The sequence below is a fragment of the Sodalinema gerasimenkoae IPPAS B-353 genome (genome assembly GCF_009846485.1).
GTDB lineage: Bacteria > Cyanobacteriota > Cyanobacteriia > Cyanobacteriales > Geitlerinemataceae > Sodalinema > Sodalinema gerasimenkoae.
Window position 1 is genome coordinate 2,685,874 of sequence record NZ_ML776472.1, and the last position, 14,527, is coordinate 2,700,400.

Genomic DNA, 14,527 nt, shown 5'->3' on the forward strand with positions numbered 1-14,527 from the left:
AACCCAAAATCGTGGTTGGTTGGAGCAACCAAGGCTGCTGTGGCAACTTAGGCGCTACGATTGATCATTCCCCTTCCCCTCCAGGTTAGCATTGCTGCCCAAACGCTTCCCCAAGGGCGTCAGCGCCGGCCAAACCCCCCACCGCCAGGGGTTTCAATCACAAAGACATCCCCCACTCCCATCTCGACAGTAGCGGTTCCGTCCAGGGCGATTTGTTCTCCATCATGACGTTGAACCCAATTGCGCCCCACTTGGCCATCCTCGCCTCCCGCTAAACCCGCTGGGGGGACAACCCGGTGACTTGAGAGAATCGAGGCGGTCATGGGTTCCAAGAAGCGCAGCCGACGAATGACTCCATTGCCGCCGTTAAACTGCCCTTGGCCGCCACTTCCTTGGCGAATGGCAAATGACTCCAAAAGGATGGGAAAGCGCCATTCTAGAACCTCTGGGTCGGTCATACGTGAATTGGTCATGTGGGTATGCACCGCATCCGTTCCGGCAAATCCAGGACCGGCCCCCGAGCCGCCACAAATGGTTTCGTAATATTGATAGGTGGCGTTGCCAAAGGTGAGGTTATTCATGGTTCCTTGGGAGCCAGCTAACACGCCTAGGGCCCCGTAGAGTGCATCAGTAATGCCCTGGGAGGTTTCCACATTGCCGGCCACCACTGCTGCCGGATAGCGAGGATTGAGAAAACAACCCTCGGGAATGCGAATCTCTATGGGTTTGAGACAACCAGCATTGAGGGGAATATCATCGTCGACAAGGGTGCGGAAGACATAGAGAACGGCCGCCTTACAGACTGCTGCCGGAGCGTTGAAGTTATTGGGCAGTTGGGCGGAGGTGCCGCTGAAGTCAATGGTGGCACTGCGTTCTGTGGGGTTGATGCGAATGCGGACTTGGATCTGTTCGCCGCTATCGAGGGGATAGGTAAACTCACCATCTTTGAGGACGGAGATGGCCCGACGGACGGACTCCTCAGCATTGTCTTGAACGTGCTGCATATAGGACCGGACGGTGTTTAAGCCATAGTGAGCGGTCATCTTCAGCAGTTCATCGACTCCTTTCTGATTGGCGGCAATTTGGGCCTGCAAGTCGGCGATGTTTTGGTCGATGTTGCGGGCAGGATGGAGGCCCGATCGCAGGAGCGATCGCAGGGCCTGCTCTTGGAACTCCCCTTGTTTGACCAGTGGCACGTTATCCAGCAAAATCCCCTCATCGTCAACATGACAGCTATTGGGAGGCATGGAACCGGGGGTAATACCACCAATATCGGCATGATGGCCCCGAGAGGCAACATAGAATAGGGGAGTTCCGTCAGACCCTGATTCGGGAAAGACGGGGGTAATAACGGTAATATCGGGCAGGTGAGTGCCGCCGTTATAGGGATTATTTAGGACATAGACATCTCCGGGTTCGAGGGAGAGGTTGGGTTTTTCGATCAGGGCCCGGACACTTTCACTCATGGAGCCGAGATGGACAGGGATATGGGGCGCATTGGCCACCAATTGCCCGGCTTCATCAAAAATGGCACAGGAGAAGTCGAGCCGTTCTTTGATGTTGACGGAGGTGCTGGTGTTTTGTAGGGTGACTCCCATCTGTTCGGCGATCGCCCGAAAGAGGTTATTAAAAATCTCCAACAGCACCGGATCGGGGCGTTCTCCTAGGGTAGCGGACTGCCTCTCCCGTGCGGTGAGTTCTGCCTCGACATCGGGCCAGGATTGACGTTGCCGCAAAATGAGGTGATTCTGTTCGGTTAAGGTGGCTTCCCAACCGGGTTCTAAGATATTGGTTCCGGTGGACTCGATAATCATGGCGGGGCTTTGGATCACATCGCCGGGTTGTAGATCTCCTCGCTCATAGACCGGGGTTTCTCGCCAGTCCCCTTTTAAGTAGGTGGAGACTCGGGCCACCGGTTCCGGGGGAGTGTCTGAGTGACGGCTGACTCGGGGTTCTTGGGGGCCATCGCCAATAAACACCGCTTCTAGGGAAATCGTCGCCACGACCAAGGTCTTGTTATCCATCATGAAGCCATAGCGTTGACGATGGAGGTTTTCAAAGGCCACTCGCATGGAGGGAATGTCTGCAAAATCCACAATCAGGGTAGAATCAGTCCCCTCATATTTCAGATGGACTTTGCGTAACAGTTCTGGGGGGCGATTCGACTCAGAAGAGGCCTCACCCAGGCCGTTAGGGGAGACATGACACTCTAACTCCTGAAACTCACAGAGGAGTTGTTGATAGTTCCCAGGCGTTAGGGGAAGTTCGAGGGATTGTTCCTGTAACTGCCGTTGATCGGCTAACCCCATCCCATAGGCTGAGAGAACCCCGGCGTAGGGATGTAAGAAGATTTCTGAAATTCCCAACGCCTCGGCAATCAGACAGGCGTGTTGTCCTCCCGCGCCGCCAAAACAGCAGAGGGTATAGTTGGAAACGTCATAGCCCCGTTGTAGGGAGATTTTCTTGATGGCATTGGCCATAATCTCCACGGCAATGGCGAGAAAGCCTGAGGCCACTGCTTCTGGGCTGCGTTCGTCCCCCGTTTGCTGGTGAATCTCCTGGGCTAAGTCCTGAAACTGCTGCCGAACCCGCTCCTCGTCTAGGGGTAGATTCCCGTCTGGGCCAAATACCGCTGGGAAGAATTGCGGTTGCAGTTTGCCTAAGATGACATTACAGTCGGTGACGGTGAGGGGGCCGCCTCGTCGGTAGGCGGCGGGGCCGGGATTGGCGCCGGCGGAGTCTGGCCCCACCCGATAGCGTGAGCCATCGAAATGGAGGATACTGCCCCCGCCAGCGGCGACGGTATGCACAGCCATCATGGGGGTTCGCAGTCGCACTCCTGCGACTTCCGTTTCAAACTCCCGTTCATATTCCACAACTTCCTCAGGTTCGCCGGCATAATGGGCCACATCGGTGGAGGTTCCCCCCATATCGAAGGTGACGATGTTAAAGAATCCGGCGCGACGACTGGTTTGTACGGCTCCGACGATGCCGCCAGCGGGACCGGAGAGGATGCTGTCTTTGCCCTGAAATTGGCTGGCGGCGGTGAGTCCCCCATTGGACTGCATAAACTGTAGGCGGGGGTCGGTTTCTGAGGCAAAGAGGCGACGACTGACTTGTTCGACGTAGCGACGTAGAATCGGGGAGAGATAGGCATCGACGACGGTGGTATCGCCGCGACTGACGAGTTTAATTAGGGGGCTGACTTGGTGGGAACGGCTGATTTGTGTGAAGCCAATCTCTTGTGCGATCGCCGCGATTTGGTCTTCATGATCCGGGTAGCGGTAGCCGTGCATGAGGGCGATCGCACAACTGCGAATCCCGGCATCATGGGCTGCTTGTAGTTGGGGAATTAGGGCCTCACGGTTGAGGGGAGTCAGACAGGTTCCATCGGCTTGATAGCGTTCTTCGGCTTCTAGGATGCGATGGTACAGCAGGCTCGGTAAACAAATCTGACGGGCAAAAATATCGGGGCGATTTTGGTAGCCAATCCGCAGGGCATCCCGGAATCCTTGTGTTACAACTAGAACCGTGCGATCGCCCTTGCGTTCTAACAAGGCATTGGTGGCCACGGTGGTTCCCATACGCACCTCGCCAATCTTAGGATCGGGAATCGGTTCTCCCCCGGTTAATCCCAAGAGGTCGCGAATCCCCTGCACTGCGGCATCCTGATAGCGTTCTGGGTTTTCTGAGAGCAGTTTGTGGGTCACCATCGTTCCCTCAGGACGTTGAGCGACAATATCCGTAAAGGTACCCCCGCGATCGATCCAGAATTTCCAACGGGTTGACTGGGCCATGATGGACTCCTATAAATTTAAACAGCAGACACTTGAAAATAGACGACTGATAACAGAAACATCCTTAATCAAATAAAGAAAATTTAGAGAAAATATGTACTCTTCTAAATGACTAATGTTTTGTGAAAAAGAACTCAGGGGACTCATGATAAAGAGACATTCTGGGTACGTTAACGCCCTCAACTGTGATCCAAATCAATCATTTGAGGCGATAAATCATTCAGAATTGTAGGGATAGAGATAGGGGGCAAGATCGAGATTGAGGCAAGGTGTGTCGGTTCGTTTCCCCAGTTTTTCGTTATTCTTTTGGATGCTTCTATTTAACAATCATGAATTTTCTACGTATTCTTTTTTTAGCATTAATATTAGGGTTAGTGGGGCAGGCCTCTTCCAGGGTTTTGGCTGTGACCTTTGTCCCTCCCAATCAGGAGGCCCCCCAGCAGACCCGAGGGGGAGCCTCCCGAGGGGGGGTGACCTTTGTCCCCCCAAACGATGATCCACCGGTCAATACCAGTGGCGCTGGCTCTCGGGACACTCACTCGCGTCTGACGGCCTTACTGCCAGGCGATCGCTATGGTCAGACAACCCGCCCTCATCCCAGTTTCCTCGTGTATGTGCCGACGACATCAGCTCGTCTGGCCTTTTTTAGTGTTCTCAGCGAGACCGGCCAACATCATTATCAGGGCTATCTCCCCATTTCTGAGATGGGCGTTGTACAGGTGCAGCTTCCTAAGGAGGCTCCAGAACTCGAAGAGGGGAAAACCTACCAATGGCATTTTGCCCTCGTTACGGAAGAGCGCCTACGTCCTGACAGTCCGCGAGTCTCGGGCTGGGTGACGCGGGTGGCCCCCCATTCAGACATTCAAGAGGTGACAGACCAAAGTAAAGGACGGCGATCGCTGTCCTTGGCCAGTGCTTATGGTCGTCATGGAATTTGGTACGATGCCTTGAGTACCTTGGCGGACTTACGACAGGAGCGTCCCGCCGTGACAGAGATTCGTCAATCATGGGATTCCCTCCTCGACCAAGTAGGCTTAGCCGCGATCGCCAACCAACCTGTTTTTGATCTTTCAGACTCACGAGTCCCATGATGGGTGTTTCCCGTTGGCTTAAACGCTTTCAGCGAGAAGTAATTGTGGCTGTCGTTAGTGGGGCCGTTGGCCTTGCTTCCGCCTGGGGTGCGCTAGAACTGTTGGAATGGGTCGCGATGGATACCCTCTTCATTTTGCGTCCCTCGGAACTGTCTGACGGACGCATTCTGCTGGTCACCGTTGAAGAAACGGATATTCGTGCTTTAGGGGGCTGGCCCCTGTCCGATGCCATCTTAGCTGACGTTCTGGAGACCTTGGCCGCTGAATCTCCCCGTGTGATTGGCTTAGATCTCTATCGGGATCTGCCCCAAAACCCCGGTCATGATCGCTTAGAGGCCTTAATGAGGGAGTTACCAAACCTCATCGGCGTGGAAAAGGGGTTGGGAGGTGGACGGGTGGCCCCACCCCCGAGTCTGGCCGAGCGCGATCGCGTGGCCTTAGCCGATGTCCCCCAGGACCGAGATGGGACCATTCGCCGCATGATTGTGTCGGCGCCTGTGGATGAGGAGATTAAACTAGGATTTGCCACCCAGGTGAGTCTGTTCTACCTAGAACAACTGGGGATTATCTTAGAGTCGACCAATCCACAACAGCATCACTATCAACTGGGACGGGCCCAATTTTTCCCCTTAACCGGTGTGGAAGGGGGCTATTCCGCTCGGGATCTCGGCGGCTATCAAGTTTTTCTCAACTATCGTCACCCTGTCCATGAGTTTGATCAGGTTTCCGTCTCGGAGCTGTTGGAGGGAGGTGTGGCCCCGGAGTTGATTCGCGATCGCGCCGTCCTCATTGGCTCGAACGCCGAGAGTATTAACGATTTCTTTCAGACTCCCTATAGTCAAGCCCTATATCAGTCCCGCCTCGATTCCCCGGTTACCTCGAATAGTCCAATTCCCAACTATCAGATGAGTGGGGTGGAAATTCATGCCCATGGGGTCAGTCAAATTCTCAGTAGTGCCTTGGAGGGTCGGCCTCTGATTCGCTTTTGGCATCAGACGGGTGAATGGGTTTGGATTCTCGTTTGGACGATGGCGGGAACCTATGGAACCTGGATGGGACTGGTTCGACAGCCCTTTAAGGAGCGGTCTGCCTGGCTGTATCCCGTGATGTTGATGATCTCGGGGTCTCTGGCTTTGGGGGCGATCGCCTATATTAGTCTGCTCGGGGGTTGGCTCATTCCCACCGTCTCGCCCCTCGTTGCCCTCGTCTTGAGTACGGCCCTGAGCAGTAATGCCTATCAGCAACAGCAACTGCGACGCTTCACCCAACGACTCCAGGAATATTCCACCGATTTAGAAGAGCAAGTCCGCCAGCGAACCCAGGAACTCGAAACCGCTCGACAAGCCGCCGACTCCGCTAATCTGGCGAAAAGTGAGTTTCTGGCCAACATGAGTCATGAGTTGCGCACCCCTCTCAACGGGATTCTTGGCTATGCTCAAATCCTGCAACAGGCCAAGGATCTCAACAGTCACCGTCGAGGGGTTGGGGTAATTTATCAATGTGGAACCTACCTGCTTGAACTTATCAATGATATTCTTGACCTCTCTAAGATAGAAGCCCGTAAACTCGAACTTAACCCGAAACCGATTCCTCTAAAACCCTTTCTTATGCAAGCGGCACAAATGTTTAAGCCTGCTGCTGAAAAAAAGGGAATTGCTTTTTATTCTGACCTTGACCCCCAACTTCCTAAACTGGTAATCGCCGATGACAAGCGATTGCGACAAATCCTCGTAAACTTAATGAGTAATGCCGTTAAGTTTACAGAAAAAGGCTCGGTCAGTCTTCAAGTTCAAGTCCTTGACAGCCCCAATCCAGACTCTGATGTAACACCTAATGTTCGCCTAAAATTTTCTGTTACTGATACAGGGATTGGTATGACAGCAGAAGATTTGAAAACCGTATTGTTGCCATTTGAGCAAGTCAAAGAAGCCCAAAAACTCGCAGAAGGGACTGGGTTAGGCTTAGCTATTTGTTGCCAACTGATTCGTTTGATGGGGTCAAGGCTCAACGTCGAGAGTCAACCTGGACAAGGGAGTTGTTTTCAGTTTGAATTGACCTTACCCACCTTAGATGCTGCTAGTACCCCAATTCTCTCTCGGGACTATTCCAAAATCACAGCCGTCTCAGGGGTTGCCCCTTGTTTACTGCTCGTCGATCCCTCCGCCGATAGCCGTAGCATCCTGGCGGCCCTGTTGACTCCCCTAGGCTTCACAATCCTAGAGGCGGCGACGGCCCAGGAGATTGTTGAGCACCTGCAACGGGCGAATTTGGACTTTGGCTGCGCTCAGCCCAGGGGTGAGGGTGGCCAAGCTACCCCCGATGCGATTATCCTGGAACTGGAGTTAGGGGACTCGGATGGTGTCGCCGTCATTGAGTCTCTACGGGAGCCTCAACTGGACTGTCAACTGCCGATTATTGCCGTGTCTAGTCATGTGTTTAGTGATGCTCGGCAACGCAGCTTAGATGCAGGAGCAACTGCATTTCTGACTAAACCATTCCATCGTAATGATGTCTTACTGGTTTTAGAGCGTCATCTCCAATTACGCTGGGTCTTGCAAGAGGAAGCGGACCCCCACTCATCGGATCAGGTGCAACAGGTTGAGGAGACCTGTCCCCCGGATCTCATTCCAGAGTCTATATTAGAAGAACTCTTGCACTTAGCTCGCAAAGGAAATTTGAAAGATTTGAAACGCCGCGCCGAGGAACTGCAAAACGAACAGCCCCATCTAAGTCCCTTTGCGGATCATCTGAAGCATTTGGCCAGTCAGTATCAGGAACGGGCCTTATGTGAGTTTTTAATTGACTACCAAGCGCAACAATAAATGGCACGAAAACGGGTGTGGCGAGTTGTCATATTGACAATGCTGCTAATGCTGGGGTTTTGGACGACCACAAGGGTGCAGCCTCAGGAAATTCCAGGTTTCTTACAAGCTGATAGGAGTATCCCTCGTCTGGGCTTGCCGATTAACCGGCCGTCCTGGGAGTTGGGGGATACCCTTGATCCGACCCTCTCGTTGATGCCGGCCTGTGCGGCGGATGAGGGGAATCATTTAGTTCTCTCGGGCCGGGGTGGGGTTCCGTCTGATCCGAGGCATCTGTTGCGGGGCAGGGCTTCGGCTGTGCTCAGCCCGAGTGTTCTCTGGCTAGATGAGTTTCCTGAGGAGTTGGGGCAAGACGTGCCAGGGGAGACGCTGGCTGAGTTGCGAGATCTCAATCGTCGGGGTCAGGAGTTGGTACAACGGGGTCAGTCTTTGGCGGCGTTGGAGGTTTGGCAAGAGGCGGAACAGGCCTATGAGCAGGCGGGGATAGAAATGGGGCGTTGGGCCAGCCGCCTCAATCAAATTGAGCAATTGGGGGCATTGGGACGCTATCCTCTGGCTCTCAACGGGTTAATTTCAATTCTGCCTGAGTTGGAGGCCTTATCTCCCTCTCCCTTAACGGTTCAGGCTTATGGGATGTTGGGGGAACTGTTGCAAATTATGGCGGAACCGGAGCAGTCCCGGGCGATGTTGGAGGAGGGACTAAGGTTAGCTGAGGAGTTGGGGGACTCGCGGCTGGTGGCTCAGCTTCAGTTTGGTTTGGCTAATGGTTACAGCCATCAACAGCAGTTCTCGGAGGCAATTCGGGTCTATGAGAAGGTGATTGAGCTGTCCGCTTCTGATGAGTCTTTGGAGTCTTTGGCGTTGCAGGCTCGTTTGAATCGGCTGCGGATTTTGCTGTTACGGAAGGAGTTGACGGCGGCTGAGGCGGCGTTGGGGGAGATTGAGGCGGATTTGCGATCGCGCCCCCCGTCTCGTCTGACGAGTTATGGCCGTATTAATTTGAGTGAGAGTCTGTTGCAATGGGATGCGATCGCCCATCAGGAGTTAGCGGCTCAACAGTTAAGCCAAGCGGCGGCGGAGGCCGAGAGTTTAGGGGATTTGCGGGCGGAGTCTTATGCTCTGGGTCGTTTGGGACAATTGTATGAGACGGAGCAGCAGTGGCCGCTGGCATTACAGAAGACGCAACGGGCCCTGAGTTTGGCTCAAAGTCTGGATGGACGGGATTTAACGGTGTTGTGGCAATGGCAACTGGCCCGGATTCTGGCAGCTCAGGGGGAGCGATCGCAGGCAATTGAACTCTACCGAGATACCGTGGAGGTGTTAAGTCAGTTGCGTTTGGATTTATTGGGGTTAGATCCTGAGCTTCAGTTTCCCTATCGTCAGCAGATTGAACCGGTGTATCACGGGTTGGTGCAGCTATTACTCCAGTCAGCGGAGGAGGTGGAGCCAGCTCAGAAACAGGCCTATTTGCGAGAGGCTCAAAGCACTCTGATTTCTCTGCGGCTGTCGGAGTTAGATAATTTTTTCCGTGAAACTTGTCTAGCGGCCGAGGCGATTGATTTAGAGGCGTTGGATGAGTCAGCGGCGGTTTTTTATACGGCGATCTTAGGCGATCGCCTGGCGGTGATTCTCTCGATCGCAGGGGAGTTACCCATTGTCTATGAAACCCAGCAACCTCGCTCTCAATTAGAGGAGAGTTTAGAGTTGATGTTGCAGTCGATCAATCCGGCGGTGGCGCAGGAGGACCGCTTAGAGCGATCGGCCGAGGTTTATGATTGGCTGATTCGGCCCGTTCAGGGGCTGTTAAAGGAGCATGACATCGAAACCCTGGTGTTTGTCCCCGATGGGAGTTTGCGCAATATTCCCCTGGGGGCGTTGTACGATCGCACCTCGGGGGAGTATTTGATTGAGCAATATGCGATCGCCCTCACCCAGAGTCTTCAGCTTCTGGAAACGGGGTCTTTGGCCCAGGGAGAGTTTAAGGCGCTTCTGGGGGGACTGAGCGAGGCCCATCAAGGATTCACCGCTATTCCCGCTGTGGAGTCAGAAGTGCGTCATATTGCTGAGTTGATTCCGGGAACTCAATCTCTGCTCAATGAAGACTTTACCCGGGAGGCTCTGGTGGCTCAGAGTCGTAATACGGACTTTAATGTGATTCATTTGGCGACCCATGGCCAGTTCAGTTCGCGGGCTGATGATACGTTTCTGTTGACGTGGAACGGACGAATTAACGTGAAAGACTTGGATTTGGTGTTGCGAGCGCCCACTCGTCTCAATCCTATTGATTTACTGGTTTTAAGTGCTTGTCAAACGGCGACGGGAGATGATCGCGCGACTCTAGGAATTGCGGGGTTTGCGCTGCGGTCTGGGGCCCGGAGTACCTTGGCCACGTTATGGTCGGTGCAAGATGACCCCACAGCGGAGTTAATGGTTCACTTTTATGAGGACCTTTGGCGCAATGAGGGTCGGAAGAAAGCGGAGAGTCTGCGTCAAGCTCAGTTAGCGTTGTTACGCTCTGAGGATTATCATCATCCGGCGTATTGGTCGCCTTTTGTGTTGGTGGGGAATTGGCAATAGGGAAGAAGGGAATAGGGAATAGGGAATAGGGAACAGGGAACAGGGAACAGGGAACAGGGAATAGGGAACAGTAGGCAGTAGGCAGTAGGCAGTAGGGGAAGATAGGCAATAGGCAAGAGCATAACCCACCCCATCCCCTCCCAGGAGGGGATGGCAAGAGGTTTTGTTTTTTATTCCCAATCTTTCAGTTTTGATGAATAGTCATTTAAGGCGGTTTTGATTTGAGGCTTTTTAGACTCGAAAATAGCACCTGACACAATTAAAATTACGCCAAACCCTAAGCCGAGAATCCATTTAGATAACGTGTATAGGGTTCCGAGAATGATGAATTGTTCTAAAACATTGACAACAAAAATAGCTGTGCCGATGAATAAAAATGCCCGAATTTTTAAGCTTAAACCTGCCAATATCAGCAAGAGGCTGATGCCGCCAATGATTGACCAATGACTGGGAAAATAGGTAACGGCAAAAAATAGGGCCAGAGTTCCGAGCCGTAGCTGATGGCGGAGATTTCGTTCCTTGCCATCTTGGAAAAAGGGGTCAACGCGGGTGACATAGAGAATCGAGAGGGTGAGGGGGGCCAACCGGAGGATGGGAGCGTTAATCTCAAAGGCGTCGAGGCCCTGACTGGCGAGGCCGCAGAGGGCAGCTAGACCGAGATAATGCCAACGAACCTGTCGCTCCCATTGTCCTAATAGTCCGTAAAACAGGGCGATCGCCAACAGACTTAGAGGATGCACCTCGTTAACCGTCAAGACCCCCACAATCACCGGCAGAACTCGGGCCACTTGCTGCCAAGGCTGTGGATGCCAGCCCCAGGCGGGCCAGGGAGCCTGACGCATTCCTAGGGCCAAGAGGACGGCGATCGCCCCAAACCAGGGCAGAATCAATGTCTGTTTCCCGGCAATGGCAATGCCAATGGTTAGCACAGCATAGCCTTGAGCCACTCCGAGATAGAGCCAGGTGCGGGTTTCGCGGGAAGGGTCTGGGGAACGACTTTGCAAGAGGGCATAGGTGGTGAGGAGTCCCCCCGTAACCAGGGCCAGGAGAGGCTGGCTGATGGGTGCTGTGGCCGCAAACCCCAGAACCAGAGTTCCCACACCCCAGTGACCATGGGCGATTTGTGTTACCCGTTGCTGCGGAACCTGTAAATACTGTGCCAGTTGAGGGCGGAAGCCTCGATAGAGGGTCATGAAGGCCGCCATGAGCAGGGCCAGGGCAACGCCGCGATCGCCCCAGCCAACCTCAGTGAGTTGGTTCAAGAGCAGTTCACTGGTGGATAGGGACAGTCCCAGAAGGCCCAGATAGAGAAAGCTTCGACCCCAGCCGCTAAGTTGGCGGCCAACGGTGATGAGAATTAGGGACATTCCAACACTGATAAATCCTGTCCAGGGGTGAATCAGGCTGGCCCGTAGGATTAAGGCGATGATGCCATAGGCCATGGGCAGGGTATGCAGGGGAGAGAGACGATTCGTGGGACTCTGTTGCCGCTGCCAGACTTGGCCCAGGCCCTGAACCACCAGTCCTAAGCCGATGTTGACGAGGGCAAGAATCGAGAGGGAATAGGTAAACAGAAATACAGCTTCTACGGCGATGAGTTCAACGGCCCAGCCAATCCCATAGAGTCCCCGATTGTTGAGAGCGCGACCCTGATGAACCACAATCGCGGCAATCAGTACCCCCAAACCCGCCGTCGTAACCCAGGATGAGGGTAAAAAGGGGTTGTCATAGGCAAGCACGGAACGCACACTAAACAGGGTTATGACAATCAGCCAAGTTCCCCAACCCCAGACGTGACAGCCCCGGAGATAGAGCCGAGAGAGTTCCCCACCTCGCCGTTGTCCCCAGCGTTGGAGACCCCAGAGGCTTAGGGGAAACAGGGCAAAGATGGACAGCCAATTTTGCCCCCACAGAGTAAGAACTTCTGAGAGGGTGCCCAAGACGAGCAGAACCCCAAAGCCAACGGCGATTAATCCAGCCCAGGGATTTTTGAGACTGCGGACAGTCACTAATAGAACCAATGAGCCTAGACTCAAACTGATTAATAGGGCTGGGACGGGGTTGAATCTCAGAGGACTAATAATGTTGATGGGGAGGGGTTGTAGGGCGATCGCCCCAACAATCGCCAACCAGCCGGCTTGAGTGCGATATCTACTCGCGCCATAGTGAGAGGCCAGGGCAAGGCCGCCGGGCATCAACCACCACCACCAGCCGACGTGACTCCAGGGTTCGATGTCTGGAGTTTCCCAAACCAGTAGCAGATAACTCCAGGCCCCGAGGCCACAGGTCAAGTGCCAGGCACTGGTTTGCCAGCGGCCAGACTGTTGCAAGTTCGCCCAGAGTCCTTCGAGGAGGGCGACGGCCAGGAGAATTAGTCCCCATTGCTGCTCGGAAAGGGGGCCGTCGAGTTGCCATTCCAGGATGGAGACCAACCCCCCTAAAACCAGGAGTTGTGCCAGAGTTGCCAGGAGGGAGGATTGACTATAGCGGCGTTGACTGGTGAGGGCCAACAGGCCTCCAAGGGGAATCCAAATCACCCAGACATTGGCAAATACCTCGCCCCCCATCACCGCTAGGGCCAGGCCGAAGAGGAAAATTCCTGCGTCTCCTTGTCGGGAGAGCATCTGCCGTGACTCTTGGCGATTAAGCCATTCAGTCAGTCCCAGAAGTCCGAGGAGATAGGGGAGTGACAACAGGGCGATGACTGTGGCCTGTGACTGGATATCAAGGCTCTCTTGAATGGTATTCCAAAGATTGCTGCGTAGGGATTGGGGTAACAGGTACCACGCTATGGCGTAACCCTGTAAACCGACTAGGGCCGTTAGGGCTAAGTCCCGTGGTTTGCCGAATCGTTGCAGTCGTTGTCCGAGTCGATGTAGGGCTAGGCCGGTAATGACTAGGACGGGCCAAGCTAGGTTACTGAGGGACAGACCCCAGGCTAAGAGGAAGAGAACGGCCCCGAGGCGGGAACGCCGGGGGTGTTGGGGGTCTGCCAATTGCCAAGCTAGGATAGCCCAGGCGGCGCTAAAACTCGATAGGAGGGGCGAGTCCGCCAGGATTGCCCGGCCCGAGAAGCTGGCTAATCCATAGCCGACAATCCCAAGTTGGGTTAACCCTCGCCGTTGTCGGCTGGTTATGACTCCCCCGAGGGTGGCGAGATAGAGTCCCAGTTGAGACAGTCGGGGGAGCGTATAAAAGGGCCAGTGGGAGAGACTAAACAGGAGTAGGAGAGCGGTTTGCTGACGGGTTAGGTCTGACTGTCGCCAAAGCCAGAGGCCTAGGGAGATGGAGCCTAGGGCGATCGCAATCCATCCCAGGGGGGAACTCCACAGGCCAAATTCATCCATGGCCCAAAAGTTGAGGGGAATTAAGCCATAGACGATGGTTTGGAGGGTTTGGGCGGTTAGGGCCAGGGTCTGGCGACGGTGCAGCCAACCACTGGTGATGGCAAATCCGAGGGTATAGAGCCAGAGAATGCCATATTGTCCGGCGGGGGGGACTCGTCCCCATTGACTGGCGGCGAGAACGGCTGATGAGACGAGGACGACAAAGACCCCTAACCAGAGTAGCCAGCGGACACTGAGTTCGTCTTTCAGGGATTGGGCGATGGAGCGTTGACGGGGTGGGGGGTCAGGGGTGGCGGGTGAGGCGGCTACTGGGGGACGGTAGGGGACTGTTCTTGTGGCAGGTGACTCGGGTTCCCAGGCGGGCAGGGGACAGGTCAATCCCTGATGACATAAGCGTTTGACTTGGTCATCGTCGAGTAGGTCGAGTTGCAGCCAATGGTCGAGTCCATCGAGACAGTGGGGATGGTTGGGGTTGAGGGGGACGAGAAGCGGGGGACGGTTCTGCATGAAGGCGAAGGATGGGGGATGTTCCAAGCTACTCTCTGGGGTTTGTCCCTGTCGAGGTGGGTTCGGACAGTTCCCCAGTCGGGCCGCCTCAGTTTGGCTTTAGGAGTCGGTCTTTAGATTTTTATGTTGCGGGCAAGTAAAAAAACAGGCATTTCTTTGATGACTAATGAAGCCTAAAACAACAGAATCTGTAGGATGTCAAGATGACTACTTTGTATCAATTTTGATGTTAGATATCAAGGATTACAAACTATTATTAAAGTTACCTTTTATTTGAGTTATGTACAAAATACATACCTTCAGATATCAAGGTTATGGGTAAAATTCATGGAGTATCAAATCCCTGATTGTAGGAACAAACGGCTGTTTTTAGTAAAAAACTTATT

The 14,527-nt window shown here is 54.0% G+C and carries 5 protein-coding genes; 3 read left to right on the forward strand and 2 right to left on the reverse strand.

The features are described from left to right. Window positions 1-119 precede the first annotated feature (119 nt). Window positions 120-3,797 (reverse strand): hydantoinase B/oxoprolinase family protein, encoded by a 3,678-nt coding sequence (locus L855_RS11730; RefSeq protein WP_159788211.1) that lies wholly within the window; start codon window positions 3,795-3,797, stop codon window positions 120-122. A 404-nt stretch (window positions 3,798-4,201) separates the two neighbouring features. Between L855_RS11730 and L855_RS11735 the strand changes: the two genes are divergently transcribed. From L855_RS11735 to L855_RS11745, 3 genes are read left to right on the forward strand one after another with little or no spacing between them, the layout of a single operon-like run. After that, on the forward strand, window positions 4,202-4,888 hold the full coding sequence (locus L855_RS11735) for a DUF928 domain-containing protein (protein ID WP_159788213.1): 687 nt from the start codon (window positions 4,202-4,204) through the stop codon (window positions 4,886-4,888). Then, window positions 4,885-7,710: a CHASE2 domain-containing protein gene (locus L855_RS11740; RefSeq protein ID WP_159788215.1), complete on the forward strand. Its 2,826-nt coding sequence runs from the start codon at window positions 4,885-4,887 to the stop codon at window positions 7,708-7,710. Before L855_RS11735 ends, L855_RS11740 begins: the two co-directional genes overlap by 4 nt. A 39-nt stretch (window positions 7,711-7,749) precedes the next feature. Beyond that, entirely contained in the window at window positions 7,750-10,287 is a 2,538-nt protein-coding gene (locus L855_RS11745; protein WP_159788217.1) for a CHAT domain-containing protein, read from the forward strand. Between the two features lie 170 nt (window positions 10,288-10,457). Here L855_RS11745 and L855_RS11750 read toward each other — a convergent pair whose 3' ends face one another. Then, window positions 10,458-14,168, reverse strand: a complete 3,711-nt coding sequence (locus L855_RS11750; RefSeq protein ID WP_219729909.1) for a hypothetical protein — start codon at window positions 14,166-14,168, stop codon at window positions 10,458-10,460. Between the last annotated feature and the right edge of the window lie 359 nt (window positions 14,169-14,527).